The organism is Novosphingobium decolorationis (genome assembly GCF_018417475.1).
Classification (GTDB): Bacteria; Pseudomonadota; Alphaproteobacteria; order Sphingomonadales; family Sphingomonadaceae; genus Novosphingobium; species Novosphingobium decolorationis.
Window position 1 is genome coordinate 3487843 of record NZ_CP054856.1, and the last position, 14588, is coordinate 3502430.

Genomic DNA, 14588 nt, shown 5'->3' on the forward strand with positions numbered 1-14588 from the left:
TATGGGAATGCTGGTGGACGGCCAGTGGCACGATGTCTGGTATGATACCGAGGCCAACAAGGGGAAGTTCGAGCGTGAGAAGTCGGCGTTCCGCAACTGGCTGACGGCCGACGGGAGCCCAGGCCCTTCGGGCGAGGGCGGCTTCGCGGCGGAAGCCGGGCGCTATCACCTCTACGTCAGCCTGGCCTGCCCCTGGGCGCACCGCACGCTCATCATGCGCGCATTGAAGGGGCTGGAGGGAATGATCTCTGTCTCCATCGTGCACTGGCACATGGCCGAGAACGGCTGGACCTTTGCCGAAGGGCCGGGCGTGGTGCCCGATCCGATCCACCATGCGCAGTACATGCACCAGGTCTACACGGCGGCGAAGAGCGACTATTCGGGCCGGGTGACTGTGCCGGTGCTCTGGGATCGCACGAAGGGCACGATCGTCAGCAACGAATCGGCCGAGATCATTCGCATGTTCAACACCGCGTTCGACGATCTGGGCGCGCGTCCGGGCGATTACTATCCTGAGGCGCACCGCGAGGCGATCGATGCCTTCAACGCGCGGATCTACGACACGGTCAACAACGGCGTCTACAAGGCCGGCTTCGCGACCACCCAGGAGGCCTACGAGGAGGCGGTCTATCCCCTGTTCGGCACGCTCGACTGGCTCGAAACGCGCCTCTCGGCGAGCCGCTACCTCATCGGCAACACTCTGACCGAGGCCGATATTCGCCTCTTTACCACGCTGGTGCGTTTCGATCCGGTGTACCGGGGGCATTTCAAGTGCAACCTGCACTCGCTTGCCGACTATCCGAACCTTTCTGCGTATCTGCGTGACATCTACCAGGTACCCGGCGTCGCCGAGACGGTCGATTTCCGGCACATCAAGGGGCACTATTACCAGAGCCACGGCACCATCAACCCGACCGGAATCGTGCCGGCCGGGCCGCTCATGGACCTGGCCGCACCGCATGGCCGTGAGGGAATGGGGGGACTTGCCGACTAGGTGGACGCGCCGCCGCGCGCGGGCGGGCAATGAGGGCTTTGACCTCGCGCCCGCCTGCGCGTAATCGCGCAGGGCTATGACCACCACGCGCTTTGCCCCTTCGCCCACGGGCCTTCTTCACGTCGGCAACATCCGCACGGCCTTGCACAACTGGCTGCTGGCCAAGCGGTCGGGCGGACGCTTTCTGCTGCGCATCGACGACACCGACGCGGCGCGCTCGCGCGAGGACTATGTGGAGGCGATCCGGGCGGACCTTGCCTGGCTGGGCATCGCGGCCGAGGGCGAGGAGCGCCAGTCGCAGCGCTTTGCGCTCTACGAAGCCGAGTTCGAGCGCCTCAAGGGTGAGGGCCGCGTCTATCCGTGCTGGGAAAGCCCGCAGGAACTTGAACTCAAGCGCAAGGTCCTGCTGGGCCGCGGGCTGCCCCCGATCTACGACCGCGGCGCGCTTGCCCTTTCCGAGGAGGAAAAGGCGCAGAAAGTGGCGGCGGGAGACGCTCCGCACTGGCGCTTCCTGCTCGACCGCGACGAGCCGATTGCCTGGGAGGACGGCATTCGCGGCCCCCAGTCCTTCGAGGCGGCGATGATGTCGGACCCGGTGATCCGCCGCGCCGATGGTTCCTGGCTCTACATGCTGCCCTCGGTGATCGACGACATCGCGATGGGTGTGACCGACGTACTGCGGGGTGAGGACCACGTTTCGAACACCGCCGCGCAGGTGCAGATGTTCACGGCACTGGGCGGCACGGTCCCGCGCTTTGCCCACGAAGCCCTGCTGGTCGGCACCGAGGGCAAGCTCTCCAAGCGGCTGGGCTCGCTTGGCATGGCGCAGTTGCGCGAGGACGGGATCGAGCCCGAGGCGCTGATTGCCCTGCTGGGGCGCCTGGGGACCTCGGATCCGGTCGATCCGGCGCTGCGTCTTGCGGACTTGGCGGCGAGCTTCGATCTTTCGCGCTTTGGCCGGGCCCCGGCGCGCTTTGACGAAACCGAACTGGCGCGCGTCAACGCCGCAATTGTCCACACGCTGCCCTACGAGGCCGTGGCGGAGCGTCTTCCGGACGGAATGGATGCGGCGGCCTGGGAGGCGGTGCGCCCCAACCTGGCTCACGTCCATGAGGCGGCGGACTGGTGGCAGGTCGTCACCGGCCCCATCGCCGCCCCGGACCTGGCCGAGGAAGACCGCACCTATCTCGCCTCGGCTGGCGAGGTGCTGGAGGGGCTCGACTGGGAGCCGGGCGTCTGGAAGGCGCTGACCAGCGCGCTCAAGGAGGCGACGGGCCGCAAGGGCAAGGCGCTGTTTCTCCCCTTGCGTCTGGCGCTGACGGGTATGGAGCACGGGCCCGACATGGGCGCGATGCTGCCCCTGATCGGCCGCGCAGCTGCGCTGGAGCGCCTGCGCGCCGTTTGACATGCGTCAAGGACGGCGTTTCAGGCCCGTCCTACTTCCCGCCCGTCAGCAGGTCGCAAGGGACTTACGCGATGGGCTTCGTGATGATGATGGCGGTACATTCGCTGGCGACGACGGTCCTCATGGGGATCGGTCTTGTCGCCGTGCTGGGCGCGGGGCTGGTCGACGGCTACGTGTTCCTCGCCGTGATCGCGCTGGCCTTCGTGGCGGCCCTGCCGGTTACCTGGATAGTGCTGCGCATGTTGGGCGGCGCGGTGGCGATCCAGGATGAGGGCGCGGCGCCTTTGCGTCGGCCCTGAGGGGGCTGCGGACGCAGCCAGCGCCTTTCGCGCGGCCGCGTCCGCAGTACTCCATACTTCCTCTTATTCCATTACCCAGCCATGGCTGGCGAGCAGCGACTGGCCGGTCAGCGCGTTGGTCTGGAAGGCGGCGAAGAACAGCGCGACTTCGGCGATGTCCTCGACCGTGGTGAACTCGGTGTCGACGGTCTGGCCGAGCATGACCTTGCTGACCACCTCCTCTTCGGAAATGCCCAGTTCCTTGGACTGTTCAGGGATCTGCTTCTCGACCAGCGGGGTGCGCACGAAGCCCGGGCAGATCACGTTGGTGCGCACGCCCTTGGGGCCCGCTTCCTTGGCGATCACGCGGTTGAGGCCCATCAGGCCGTGCTTGGCGGTGACATAGGCGCTCTTGAGCTTGCTTGCCTCCTTGGAGTGGACCGACCCCATGAAGATGATCGAGCCCGAGCCCTGCTTGTACATATGCGGGATCACCGCCTTGGAGGTGAGGAACGCACCGTCGAGGTGGATCGCGAGCATCTTCTTCCAGTCGTCGAACTTGAACTGCTCGATCGGGTTGACGATCTGGATGCCGGCGTTGGAGACCAGCACGTCGACCGTGCCCCAGGCCTCGACCACGGCCTGGACCCCGGCTTCCACCTGCTCTTCGCTGGTCACGTCCATGGCGACCGCCATGGCATCGGCTCCGTAGGTCTGGGTGATTTCATCGGCAGCCTTCTGCGCGGCCTCCTGGTTGAGGTCGGCGATGGCCACCTTGCCGCCTTCCTCGGCGTACTTGCGGGCAATGGCGAGGCCGATGCCGCTGGCCGCGCCGGTGACGATGCAAACCTTGTCCTTCAGTTTCATGTGCGTGCTCTCTCCAGTTATCTCGTCGGCGTCCGGGCCTGCCCGTCTGTGCGGTGCCTGCTGGGCGCTTGCCGTGCGCGTATTCAGCCGCGTTCGCGTTCGCAGGCAAGATCGAATGTGGCGATCTCGTCCGGTTCGATGGCGCGCTCCAGCCATTCGGGGTGTTCGAGCGAAAAGATCGCGTCGGCCTTGCCCGCCTGCCAGTGCTCGTCGACCGTCATCCGCGAAAACTCGTAATCCTTGGAATTGGTTTCATAGCCGCGCGGGCGGTTGATGAGGTGCATGATCGCGACCGGACCTTCCGGGCGGCAGGAGAGCAGCTTGGCGAGGTCGGGATCGTCCTTCAGCTCCTCGGGCAGCTTGTCGGCGAGGCGGTGCGCGGCGGCGCGCAGCGCTTGGAGCTTGCGCGACATGTCGGTGCCCTGGCGGGTGCGGCTGGAGAAGCGGATGTCCTTCTCGCGCTGGGCGATGTCGGCCATCGTGCGCGGGACTTCGCCGCGTGCGGCGAAGAGGTCGATCTGGAAGACTTCCATCGCGCAAGCGGGGCGGTTGTCGAGCACGTACTGCAGCGGCGTGTTCGAGACGAGGCCGCCGTCCCAGTACCACTCGCCCTCGATCTGGACCGGCGGAAAGCCCGGCGGTAGCGCGCCGCTTGCCATGATGTGCTCAGGGCCAATCGGACGTTCCAGGTTGTCGAAGTAGACGAAGTTGCCGTTGAGCACGTTGACCGCGCCTACGCTGAGCCGGGTCTCGCCCCTATTGATGCGCTCGAAGTCGACAAGTTCGAGGAGGCTCGCGCGCAGCGGGGTGGTGTCGTAGTAGGAGAGCTCGCCGAACTCGGCGGGCCATTCGGGCAGCGGCACCGGAAAGCGCGGGTTGAAGAAGCCCGGGATGCCGAGCGTCGAGGCGAAGAGCGCCGAGGCCTCGTTGAAAGTGCGCCGGGCAAAGCCGATGGGTTCATCCAGCTTGTAGAGCAGTTCCGAGGAGGCCCGCTCCCAGAAGGTGCGCAGCGCCTTGACGCGTTCGCCCACGGGATTGCCGGCGATCAGCGCGGCGTTGATCGCGCCGATGGAGATGCCCGAGATCCAGTCGGGCCGCATGTCCTCGGCGGCAAGCGCCTCGTAGACTCCGGCCTGGTAGGCACCGAGCGCGCCGCCGCCCTGCAGGACGAGCGCGGTATAGGTGCCCGCCTCGCGTCCGGAACGGCTGGCAACCGGGCCCCATGGGGCGCGGATCGGCGTATCCTGGTAGTTCATGGCGGCTTCCCCTCGCGATCAGGGCATGGTGCGTTGCAACATATGGGCCTTGATCGGTCCGGTTGCAACGGCGCGAGAGGCGGCAGGCCCCACGCACAGACCCGGGATCGGCGGGGAGAGCCGACCTCGCCTCAGGAGCCTTGCGCTTCCGCCTCGGCATCGGCCACCGCCTCGCTCGCCGCTTCGAGAAGGCGCCGTTCCAGCGCTTTGAGGCGGTTGGCCGAGGTGATCTTCTCGCCCAGGAGGTCGGTCACGTAGAACGTGTCGACCGCGCGCTCGCCATAGGTCGCGATATGCGCCGAATAGACCATGAGCTTGGCCTCGAAGAGCGCGTGGGCAAGCCGGTTGAGGAGCGCGGGACGGTCGCGCGCGGTGGCTTCGACCACGGTGAAGCGGTTGGACGCGCCGTTGTCGAAGATGACCCGGGGGCGCACGTCGAACGCGTCGGCGCGCGGGCGCACCTCGGGCTTGGCGACCAGCTGGGGCAGGATCTTGATGCGGTTGGCAAGCGCGTTCTCGATCGATTCGCGCAGCCGGTCGAGCTGGGCCTCCTCGCTGAAGGGGCGCCCGAGCGGGTCCTGCACGAGGAAGTTGTCGACCGCGCGGCCCGTGCGCGTGGTGTGGATGCGCGCGTCGATGATGTTGCCGCCAGCCAGGTGGATGCCACCTGCGATGCGGTAGAACAGGCCCGGGTGGTCCGAGGCGATCACGGTCACCAGCGTGGCGGTGCGCGCGGGATCGTATTCGGTGTGGATCGAGAGCGGATCGTCGTCGGCGGCCAGCAGCTGCGCGAGGTTCTTGGCGATGACGTCCTCGGGCTCGGCGATCCAGTAGGCATCGATCAGCTTGCCGCCGACCTTCTCCACCAGTGCCGCGTTTTCCGGGGCGAGGGCGCGCACGGCCTCCTTCTTGGCTTCCACGCGCTGTTCGCGGCCGAACTGCGCATGGCCCAGGCGCAGGCGCTCTTCCGAGGCGTTGTAGAGCTCGGCGATGAGCTGGCGCTTCCACGAGTTCCAGGTGCCCGGACCCACCGCGCGGATGTCGACGATGGTGAGCAGCGTCAGCTGGCGCAGGCGGTCGAGCGATTCCATCTTCTCGACGAAATCGAAGATCGTCTTCGCATCGGAAAGGTCGCGCTTGAAGGCGGTGGCCGAAAGCAGCAGGTGCCAGCGCACCAGCCAGGAAACGAGCTCGGTCTCCTCTTCGTCGAAGCCGAAGCGCGGGCACAGCTTGAGCGCGATCTCGGAACCCAGGATCGAGTGGTCGCCGCCGCGGCCCTTGGCGATGTCGTGGAGCAGCACCGAGGCGTAGAGCGCCCGGCGCGAGCGCACCTTGTGGACGATGTCGTGGGCGAGCGGGTGGTCGTCCTTGAGTTCGCCACGCTCGATTTTCGCCAGCAGACCGATGGCGCGGATGGTGTGCTCGTCGACCGTGTAGTGGTGGTACATGTCGAACTGCATCTGCGCGTTGACGCGGCCGAATTCGGTGATGAAGCGCCCGAATACGCCCGCCTCGTTGAACCAGCGCAGCACGGTCTCGGGATCGTTTCGGCTGGTCAGCAGTTCCAGGAACAGCGCGTTGGCACGCGTGTCCTCGCGCACCTCCTCCTTGATGAGGGCGGCGTCGTGCTGGATCTGGCGCATCGTTTCGGGATGGACCTCAAGGCGCTCCTTGTCGGCGATCACGAAGATCTCGATCATGCGCACCGGGTCCTTGGTGAACCAGTCGTCCGACGGCGCCTTGATGCGCCCGCCAAAGACCTTGTAGCCCTTGACGATACGCTCCTTCGCCTTGAACCCGGCGAGCAGGCCGCGCGGCTGCTTCTTGGCGAACTGCTCGTCGAGCTGGGCGAGGAACACGCCGGTCAGGCTGCCCACCGTCTTCGCCTGGAGGAAGAACATGTGCATGAAGCGCTCGACCGCGCTTTTGCCCGGGCGGTCGGTGTAGTTCATCCGCGCCGCGACTTCGCGCTGGAGGTCGAAGGTCAGGCGGTCCTCGGCGCGATTGGCGATGGTGTGGAGGTGGCAGCGCACCGCCCAGAAGAAGTTCTCGGCGCGGCGGAAGGCGAGGTATTCCTTGCGGGAGAATAGCCCGGCATCAACCAGTTCACCGGGATCGCGCACGTGGTGCAGGTACTTGCCGATCCAGTAGAGCGTGTGAAGGTCGCGCAGGCCTCCCTTGCCTTCCTTGATATTGGGTTCGACCACGTAGCGGCTGTCGCCCATGCGCTTGTGGCGTTCGTCGCGCTCGGCCAGCTTCTCGACCACGAACTGGCGCTCGGTTCCTTGCGCGACATCGCGCCAGAAGCGGGCCTGCGCCTCCTCGTAGACGTCCTGATCGCCCCAGACGTAGCGCCCCTCCAGCATCGCGGTGCGGATGGTGAGGTCGGATTTCGACATGCGTACCATGTCGTCGAGCGAGCGGCTGGAGTGGCCGACCTTCAGCCCCAGATCCCACATGAAGTAGAGCATCGCCTCGATGACCTGCTCGCACCAGGGCGTGTGCTTCATGGGGGTGAGGAAGGCGATGTCGACGTCCGAGTGCGGCGCCATCTCGCCGCGTCCGTAGCCGCCCACCGCCATGAAGCACAGCCGCTCCCCCTTGGAACGGTTGACCGCGGGGTAGACGTGCTTGACCACGTGGTCGTGCATGACGCGCAGCAGCTGGTCGGTGAGGAAAGCTTGCGCCTCGGCGATCTCGTGCCCGGCAGACGGCTTCTCGGTGAGACGCCTCTCGATCTCCGCACGCCCCTCGGCAAGCGCGGTGCGCATGGTCTCGACCACGAACTGCCGGGACTTGGCCGGACCATAGGCCGCCACCAGCTTGTCGATGGTCTGGACGAGTTCGCGCCGGTCGATCACGGAACGCGGGGAAGGAATACGAATGACACTCATGACGGGAAGCTTCTAAACGTCGCAAACGACAAGAGGAAGTCGGCACAAGGCATCATGTGCGCCGAACTTCTCCCGTGGTGCTGCGATTTTTGCAGGTCTGGTTTCAAATCGCGACTACCATCAAAGGGGCGGCTATGCCAGAAGGCAGCCAAATGGCCCGATCCCGTGCGCTTTTGCGCGGAAGAAAGGGCCCCGCGCTACCTGACGAATCGAAAAAGGGTCCAAGGCACTTGTCTCTGACAACTCTGGCCGCCGCTGTCGCCACGCAGGCGCACGAACCGATCTACTGGGTCAATCTGGGCCTCAAGAATGGCATCGACCTGGGCTTCTTTACCCTGCGCTATTATTCGCTGGCCTATCTCGCCGGTCTGCTGCTGGCCTATTGGCACATCAGCCGCATGATCCGCGAGCCCGGCGCGCCGATGGCGCAGCGCCATGTCGATGACCTGTTCTTCTACTGCACGCTGGGCGTGATCCTGGGCGGGCGGCTGGGCTACGCGACGTTCTACACCGGCGGCGATACCGGCATTCCCAGCCTCTGGCTGCACCCGGGCGAGATGGTGAAGCTCTGGCACGGGGGCATGAGCTTCCACGGCGGGCTTATCGGCGTCACGCTGGCCATGGCCTTCGTGGCCTGGCGCAATGCGCTCAGCCTCGTGCGCGTGGCCGACTATGTCTCTGTCTGCGTGCCCTTCGGCATGTTCTTCGGGCGCCTCGCGAATTTCGTGAACGGCGAGCTCTGGGGCCGTGTGGCGGGACCCGACGTGCCCTGGGCGATGGTCTTTCCCGATGCGCCCGACCAGCTCGCGCGCCATCCCAGCCAGCTTTACGAAGCCGGGCTGGAGGGCCTGATGCTTATCCTCATCATGCTGCCGCTGTTCTGGAAGAGCCGCGCGCGCTTCCGTCCGGGCCTCCTTGTCGGGGTCTTCGTGACCGGCATTGCCTGTGCGCGCTTCATCGTCGAGTTCTACCGCGAACCCGACGCGCAGCTGGCCGAATTTGCCCACCAGACAGGCCTTTCGATGGGCCAGTGGCTGACGATCCCGCTCATCCTGCTGGGTCTTGGCCTGGTCGGGCGGGCGCTGGCACGTCCGGCTCTGGGCACGGCGCCGAGCACCAAGGCGAGCCAATGACCGGGGGAATGACCCCGGACGGCGACAGCCTCGCCAGCATGTTCCAGCGCCTGATCGCCAACTACGGGCCGATCACGCTGCAGCACTACATGGGCGAGGCGAACGCGCGCTACTATGCGGGCAAGGACCCGCTGGGCAGCGCTGGCGACTTCATCACCGCGCCCGAGATCAGCCAGATGTTCGGCGAATTGATCGGGCTGTGGCTGGCTGACATCTGGATCCGCGCCGGGCGCGATCCCGACGTCCATTATGTCGAGCTGGGCCCTGGGCGCGGGACACTGGCCAAGGACGCGCTGCGGGCGATGAAGCGCTATGGCCTGGAGCCGCGCGTCCACTTCGTGGAGACCTCGACCACGCTCAAGGACATCCAGCTGGCAGGCGTCCCGCAGGCGCGTTTTCACCATGACCTTTCGAGCCTGCCGAACGACGGGCCGCTGCTGGTCGTGGGCAACGAGTTCCTCGACGCGCTGCCTGTACGCCAGTTGGTGCGCATGGCCGATGGCTGGCGCGAGCGCTGCGTCGACTTTCAGGACGGGCGCTTCCTGCCGGTGGCGGGGACCAAGCCGATGGACGCGGCGATCCCGGCGGAGCTCAAGGACAGCCCCGAAGGTACGCTGATCGAGACTTGCCCGGGCGCCGCGGCGGCAGTCTACGAACTGGCCGGGCGGCTTGCCCAGCAGGGCGGCGCGGCGCTGCTGATCGACTATGGCTACGATCAGCCGCGCACGGGCTCGACCCTCCAGGCGCTGCGGGCCCACACCAAGGTCGATCCCTTCACGATGCCCGGTGAGGCGGACCTGACCTGCCATGTCGATTTCGTGACCCTTGCCAATGTCGCGCTCTCGCACGGCTGCAAGCACCTGGGCACGGTGCCGCAGGGCCGCTTCCTGCGCGATCTGGGCATTGAGGCACGCGCGGCCGCGCTCGCCAAGGTTGCGCCCCAGCACGAAGCCGCTTTACATGCGTCCAAGGATCGATTGATCGAGGAGGGCCAGATGGGGGCATTGTTCAAGGTCATGGGGCTAGCCTCGCCGGAGTGGCCCGATGGCGCGAGCTTCTGAGGCGCTGCGCGCGCGGGGCGAACTGGTCTCCACTGCCCCCGACAAGCTTGAGAAGCTGCTGGGCGCGCTGGCGTTGGTCATGCTCGCCTTCGTTGCTGCGGCAGTCCTGCGCGGCATGGACGAATGGGGCCGGGTTCCCGGCGTCGTCTGGCTGCACCTTGCGACCATCGTCGTCGCGCTGGTCCTGACGCCAGTCCTCCTGTGGCGCACGCGCGGCACGAAAGGGCACCGCGTGCTGGGCTACACCTGGTGTGCGGCGATGCTCGCGACCGCGATTGACAGCTTCTTCATTCGCCTGCAGCAGCCGGGCCAGCTCAGCCCGATCCACGCGCTCTCGCTGCTGACGTTCGTACTGGTGCCGGTGCTGGTCCTCGCGGCCCGGCGTCACGATGTCTACCGCCACCGCCGCACGGTGCGCGGGCTTATCATCGGGGCGCTCTTGATCGCGGGCTTCTTTACCTTCCCCTTCCACCGCCTGCTGGGTCACTGGCTGTTCGGCTAAGCCGACAGGTCGGGGCTACTCGATGACCCGCACGCGCGGTGTCTCGGGGACCGCGCGCACCGGTACGGCGGAAAGCCAGGCCTCGAGCGCATCAAGATCGAGCCCGCCGACCGTGGGATCGCTGCCTTCGGCAAGTCCGACATAGCCGTCCCCGCCCTGGTCGAGGAACGAGTTGACGGTAACCCGGTAGCGCGCGGCGAGGTCGAGCGGCTGGCCGTTGAAGGCGAGCCGGGTAATCCGATCTCCGGCAGGCCGCGTGGTGTCGATGGTGTAGGTAAGGGTGGAGGAGGGCACCAGAACGCTGGCAGACGGCGTTGCGCCCACGCCGCTTTCGAGGATCGCCTTGATCTGCGCCCCGGTGAAGCTGCGCGTCATCAGCGTGTTGCCAAAGGGCTGGACGGTGAAGATCTGGCCGAAGGTCACTGCGCCATCGGCGCCGGGCTCGATGGGGGCGCGCACGCCAGCACTGTTCATGAAGGCGATCTGGGCACCCGCCGCGCGGGTGGCGGCCAGCTGCGAATCGGCGATGAGCTGGTCCACCGGGCCACCCTTGCGGTCTTCTGTCGCATCGGGCCAGTCGCGCGGGGCACCGCCCGAGAGATGGCCGACCGTGCGCTCGGAATAGGCGCTGGCGGCATCGAGATAGCGCCCGACGTACTGCGCGATGTCGGCGCGTGCGGGATAGACAGGGACGAGATCGGTCTGGGCAACGTCCCCGCGCGAGGTCGTGTAGCCCTCCGACTGCACGGGAAGATTGCGCGCGTGGGCGGAGACGACATGGTCGGAGGCCGGGTCGATGTCGAGCGTCAGGCGCGTCACCAAGCGCCCGTAGGACCCCGCACTTGTCAGGAGGAGCGGGGCGGCGCCCTCGCGCGGCATCTCGCAGATGTAGGCCTGGTGGGTGTGCCCGGAAATTACGACATCGACCTTGGGATCAAGCTTGTCGAGGATGGGCTGGATGTCGCCTGTAAAGCCGTCGCAGGCGTTGGGATCGGAGGTGTCGGCCTGCGCGCCGCCCTGGTGGATGAGGACGATGACGGCATCGGCTCCTTCACGGCGCAGAAGCGGGACTGCACGGTTGATCGCCTCGGCCTCGTCGCCGAAGGTCAGCCCCGCGATGCCGCCGGGCGAGACCAGCGAGGGCGTGCCCTTGAGCGTCAGTCCGACAAAGCCCAGCGTCACTTTCGCGGCACCTTCGCCAAAGCTCTTGAGGCCGGTCGCGGGGAACAGCGTGGTGCCGTCCTCGGTGTAGGTGCTGGCCGAAAGGTAGCGGAAGTTGGCGCCTGCGAACTGTTCGAGTTGGCAGGGCTCGCGCTGGGTGTTCTTCTCGCAGCCCCCGTTCTGGACGCGCAGGAGTTCAGCCCGGCCCCGGTCGAATTCGTGGTTGCCCACCGCGTTGAAGTCGAGCCCGATGCGGTTCATCACCCCGATGCTCGGCTCGTCGAGGAAGAGCGAGGAGGCAAGCGGCGAGGCCGAGATGAGATCGCCTGCAGAGACGGTGGCCGAATAGCGGAACTCGTGGCGCAGCGCATCGAGCGCGCTCGCCAGATGCGCTGCCCCGCCTGCTGGGACCTTGACCGTGCCGCCCTGACCGTCGGGCCAACTGACCGTGGCCTTGGGAGCGGCGATGTTGCCGTGGAAATCGTTGAAGGCGAGGATGCCGACCTCGACCGGGGACTGCGTCTTCGGGGAGGAGACAGAAGTCCCCTGCGGGGTGGCGCAGGCGGCCAGCAGCGGGGCGAGGAGGGCGGCGGCGCACAGCGCACGCGTGCGCGTCGAAAGGCGGGTCATGGGGCTTCTATCCAGCGGGACGATGACGGGAAAGTGACGAAAATTCAACGCGCGCCGGCTTCGAGCGCGTGCATGTCGTCGTCGGAAAGACCGAAATGGTGGCCGACCTCGTGGATGACGACATGGGTGACAAGGTCTTCGAGGTTCACCCCCGTCTCGCACCATTCGGCGAGGAGCGGCTGGCGGTAGAGGGTGATGCGTGGGCGCAGCTCCCCGCCGGTCCAGATGCTCTCATCGCCCAGCGGATGGCCGTGGTAGAGGCCGGTCAGGTCGAACGGCTCGGTAAGGCCGACGGCCTGCAGCGTCTCGGCATCGGCAAACTCCTCGATGTGGACAGTGATGCCCTCGAGGTGCTCGGCGAAGGGGGCGGGGATGCGGGTGAAGGCAGCCAGCGCCATCGCCTCGAACTGCGCGGGGCTCGGGGCGGGTCCGATGCGATGGGGCATGGCCGGTGTCCTCTCCTGTTCGGGCTTACTCGCCGAGGATGCGCGCGATGCCCGCGGCGGTCTCGGGGTGGTAGGTGGGACGCGCCGTCGCGAAGATCGCACGCGCCTTGTCCGGGCCCCAGCCCTCCTGCTGCATCAGGCGCTGGTAGATCGGGTAGACCAGCAGCCCGCGCCCGATCCGCCCGACGAATTCGGCCATGGCCGGGAACGCAGGCTCGTAGCGGTTGACGATGGCCAGCTCGAACCAGGCCGATTGAACGTAGGCGTTCTCCGAATTGGAGAGCGTGAGCCCTTCGTCCAGTTCGCGCAGGCGCTCCTGGCTGAGCTCGCGCGGCAGGCCGTTGAGGAAGCGCAGCCACTGCTGTGTGCTCCACCCCTGTGTGTCGATGGCGCTGACCGGACCGCCCGCTTCAAAGGCCTCCAGCCGTTCGTCGACCTGCGCGAGGGTCTCGCTCTTCACGTGGACCGCGTTGTCGGGAACGCCCGCTCCATAGGCCCAGCGGTCAAGCTGAAGTGCCAGTTCGGTGTCGGGCTTGTCCTTCAGCATCCGTTCGCGCAGGTCGGCGAGGAAGCCGGCGGTCGTCTGCGGCTGGAAGGCGTGGCGGTCGAAGTAGGAGGTGAGGTAGGTGTCCCAGGCCTTCCGGCCGAGGCGGGTTTCCAGCATGCGCAGGAAGTTCGATCCCTTGGTGTAGTCCAGTTCGCCCTCGCCGGGATTACCGTGGAGGCGCGAAGGCGCCGCCGTCATGCCCGGCTTCATGTCATCGCCCATGGCCGCGATGTCGCGCATCATCGAATCCCAGTCGAGATCGGCGTACATCGCGGCGCGCTCCTTGCCGTAGAGCGCTTCCATGATGCGGTTCTCGAAGTAGGTGGTGAAGCCTTCGTTGAGCCACGAATCCGACCAGGTCGCGTTGGTGACGAGGTTGCCCGACCAGGAGTGCGCCAGTTCGTGCGCGACGACGTCGGTGTTCGAGCGGTCGCCGGTGACGATGGTGGGCGTCAGGAAGGTGAGCATGGGGTTTTCCATGCCGCCGTACGGGAAGGCGGGCGGGAGCAGCAGCATGTCGTAGCGGCCCCAGCGGTAGGGGCCGTAGAGTGCGCTGGCCGCATCGATCATCTTCTCGACATCGGCGAATTCGTAGGCGGCCTTCTCCAGCATCGGCGCCTCCGTCCACACGCCTGAACGGGGCCCAAGCGACTTGAACTTGAGGTCGCCCACGGCAAAGGCGATGAGGTAGGGCGGGACCGGCTTATCCATGCGGAAGCGGAAGGCGCGGCGCCCGTCGGGCAGCGTTTCGCCCTTGTCGCCGGAGAGCTTTTCGGCGCTCATCACCGCGACAAGGTCGCCCGGCACGCGCAAGGTGGCGTCCCAGGTCTGGCGGATGCCGGGGCTGTCCTGGGTAGGCACCCAGGAGCGGTTGTGGATCGCCTGGCCCTGGCTGTAGAGGTAGGGCTGCGTCTTTCCGAAGGTCATCTCGGGCGGCAGCCACTGGAGCGCGGAGGCCTTGGGCGAGGTGCGGTAGGTTACGCGCACCTGCTTCGCGCCGTCCAGCTGGACGGTGAGAGCCGCGCCCAGCTCGTCGTTGTCAGGCTCACCCAGCGTATAGGCAAGCGGCGTGCCCTTGCCGTCGGTGACAGAGGCGATCGTCATGTCCTTGACGTCGAGCACGATCTCCTTGGCATCGGCGTCGGCCAGCACGTCGAGCGTGGCCGTTCCCGCGAGCGTCTTGCTGGCGAAATCGACGTCGAGATCGAGCGAGACGTGGGTCACGCGCGCGGCTTCCGGCTCGGCATGGGTCCAGACATCGTGCGCCTCGGGCGTGGTCAGGATCGGGGCGGGGACATTGGCCTCGCGCGCATTCGCCGCCAGGGCCGGGGTGCTGAGAAGAGGGGCGGTTCCGGCGAGGAGGGCACCGAGCAGGGAGGGGGCAAGAAGTTTACGCATCGCGGCAACTTATTGT

At 66.7% G+C, this 14588-nt stretch carries 12 protein-coding genes; 6 read left to right on the forward strand and 6 right to left on the reverse strand.

Annotated features, from left to right (window positions below; all coding sequences use genetic code 11):
- Nucleotide 1: 1 nt before the first annotated feature.
- The 3 genes from HT578_RS16190 (at nucleotide 2) to HT578_RS16200 (ending at nucleotide 2698) form a co-directional block, all read left to right on the forward strand.
- Nucleotides 2–994 carry a glutathione S-transferase family protein gene (locus HT578_RS16190; RefSeq protein ID WP_213500702.1) on the forward strand — a complete coding sequence of 331 codons (993 nt, stop codon included), beginning with the start codon at nucleotides 2–4 and terminating at the stop codon, nucleotides 992–994.
- Nucleotides 995–1070: 76 nt separating this feature from the next.
- Complete coding sequence (gene gltX, locus HT578_RS16195; RefSeq protein ID WP_213500703.1) at nucleotides 1071–2399, forward strand: glutamate--tRNA ligase; 1329 nt, start codon at nucleotides 1071–1073, stop codon at nucleotides 2397–2399.
- Complete coding sequence (locus HT578_RS16200; RefSeq protein ID WP_144400843.1) at nucleotides 2396–2698, forward strand: hypothetical protein; 303 nt, start codon at nucleotides 2396–2398, stop codon at nucleotides 2696–2698. The genes gltX and HT578_RS16200 overlap by 4 nt, the downstream gene beginning before the upstream one ends.
- Nucleotides 2699–2761: 63 nt before the next feature.
- Here HT578_RS16200 and HT578_RS16205 read toward each other — a convergent pair whose 3' ends face one another.
- The 3 genes from HT578_RS16205 to HT578_RS16215 form a co-directional block, all read right to left on the reverse strand.
- Nucleotides 2762–3544 (reverse strand): 3-hydroxybutyrate dehydrogenase, encoded by a 783-nt coding sequence (locus tag HT578_RS16205; protein ID WP_213500704.1) that lies wholly within the window; start codon nucleotides 3542–3544, stop codon nucleotides 2762–2764.
- Between the two features lie 83 nt (nucleotides 3545–3627).
- A complete protein-coding gene (locus HT578_RS16210) occupies nucleotides 3628–4800 on the reverse strand; it encodes a patatin-like phospholipase family protein (RefSeq protein WP_213500705.1) in 1173 nt (390 codons plus the stop codon).
- Nucleotides 4801–4931: 131 nt separating this feature from the next.
- On the reverse strand, nucleotides 4932–7694 hold the full coding sequence (locus tag HT578_RS16215; protein WP_213500706.1) for a [protein-PII] uridylyltransferase: 2763 nt from the start codon (nucleotides 7692–7694) through the stop codon (nucleotides 4932–4934).
- Nucleotides 7695–7924: 230 nt separating this feature from the next.
- On the opposite strand from HT578_RS16215, the gene lgt reads away from it, so the two are divergent.
- The 3 genes from lgt to HT578_RS16230 are packed head-to-tail and all read left to right on the forward strand — an operon-like array spanning nucleotide 7925 to nucleotide 10390.
- On the forward strand, nucleotides 7925–8827 hold the full coding sequence (gene lgt, locus HT578_RS16220; protein ID WP_239026321.1) for a prolipoprotein diacylglyceryl transferase: 903 nt from the start codon (nucleotides 7925–7927) through the stop codon (nucleotides 8825–8827).
- Nucleotides 8824–9888, forward strand: coding sequence for a class I SAM-dependent methyltransferase (locus HT578_RS16225; RefSeq protein WP_239026322.1), 1065 nt, complete (start codon nucleotides 8824–8826; stop codon nucleotides 9886–9888). The genes lgt and HT578_RS16225 overlap by 4 nt, the downstream gene beginning before the upstream one ends.
- A complete protein-coding gene (locus HT578_RS16230) occupies nucleotides 9872–10390 on the forward strand; it encodes a DUF2306 domain-containing protein (RefSeq protein WP_039388970.1) in 519 nt (172 codons plus the stop codon). The genes HT578_RS16225 and HT578_RS16230 overlap by 17 nt, the downstream gene beginning before the upstream one ends.
- Nucleotides 10391–10405: 15 nt before the next feature.
- Here HT578_RS16230 and HT578_RS16235 read toward each other — a convergent pair whose 3' ends face one another.
- The 3 genes from HT578_RS16235 to HT578_RS16245 are packed head-to-tail and all read right to left on the reverse strand — an operon-like array spanning nucleotide 10406 to nucleotide 14572.
- Nucleotides 10406–12181, reverse strand: coding sequence for a bifunctional metallophosphatase/5'-nucleotidase (locus HT578_RS16235; RefSeq protein ID WP_213500708.1), 1776 nt, complete (start codon nucleotides 12179–12181; stop codon nucleotides 10406–10408).
- A gap of 44 nt (nucleotides 12182–12225) precedes the next feature.
- Nucleotides 12226–12627 (reverse strand): metallopeptidase family protein, encoded by a 402-nt coding sequence (locus HT578_RS16240; RefSeq protein ID WP_213500709.1) that lies wholly within the window; start codon nucleotides 12625–12627, stop codon nucleotides 12226–12228.
- Between the two features lie 25 nt (nucleotides 12628–12652).
- Nucleotides 12653–14572, reverse strand: coding sequence for a M1 family metallopeptidase (locus HT578_RS16245; RefSeq protein ID WP_213500710.1), 1920 nt, complete (start codon nucleotides 14570–14572; stop codon nucleotides 12653–12655).
- Nucleotides 14573–14588 lie beyond the last annotated feature (16 nt).

What these genes read in the sequence shown, in the direction of transcription:
- gltX (WP_213500703.1), top strand. Translation starts at nt 1,071, where the DNA reads ATGACCACCACGCGCTTTGCCCCTTCGCCCACGGGCCTTCTTCACGTC.
- HT578_RS16245 (WP_213500710.1), bottom strand. Translation starts at nt 14,572, where the DNA reads ATGCGTAAACTTCTTGCCCCCTCCCTGCTCGGTGCCCTCCTCGCCGGA.
- HT578_RS16240 (WP_213500709.1), bottom strand. Translation starts at nt 12,627, where the DNA reads ATGCCCCATCGCATCGGACCCGCCCCGAGCCCCGCGCAGTTCGAGGCG.
- HT578_RS16210 (WP_213500705.1), bottom strand. Translation starts at nt 4,800, where the DNA reads ATGAACTACCAGGATACGCCGATCCGCGCCCCATGGGGCCCGGTTGCC.
- HT578_RS16230 (WP_039388970.1), top strand. Translation starts at nt 9,872, where the DNA reads ATGGCGCGAGCTTCTGAGGCGCTGCGCGCGCGGGGCGAACTGGTCTCC.
- HT578_RS16215 (WP_213500706.1), bottom strand. Translation starts at nt 7,694, where the DNA reads ATGAGTGTCATTCGTATTCCTTCCCCGCGTTCCGTGATCGACCGGCGC.
- HT578_RS16225 (WP_239026322.1), top strand. Translation starts at nt 8,824, where the DNA reads ATGACCGGGGGAATGACCCCGGACGGCGACAGCCTCGCCAGCATGTTC.
- HT578_RS16205 (WP_213500704.1), bottom strand. Translation starts at nt 3,544, where the DNA reads ATGAAACTGAAGGACAAGGTTTGCATCGTCACCGGCGCGGCCAGCGGC.
- HT578_RS16235 (WP_213500708.1), bottom strand. Translation starts at nt 12,181, where the DNA reads ATGACCCGCCTTTCGACGCGCACGCGTGCGCTGTGCGCCGCCGCCCTC.
- HT578_RS16190 (WP_213500702.1), top strand. Translation starts at nt 2, where the DNA reads ATGGGAATGCTGGTGGACGGCCAGTGGCACGATGTCTGGTATGATACC.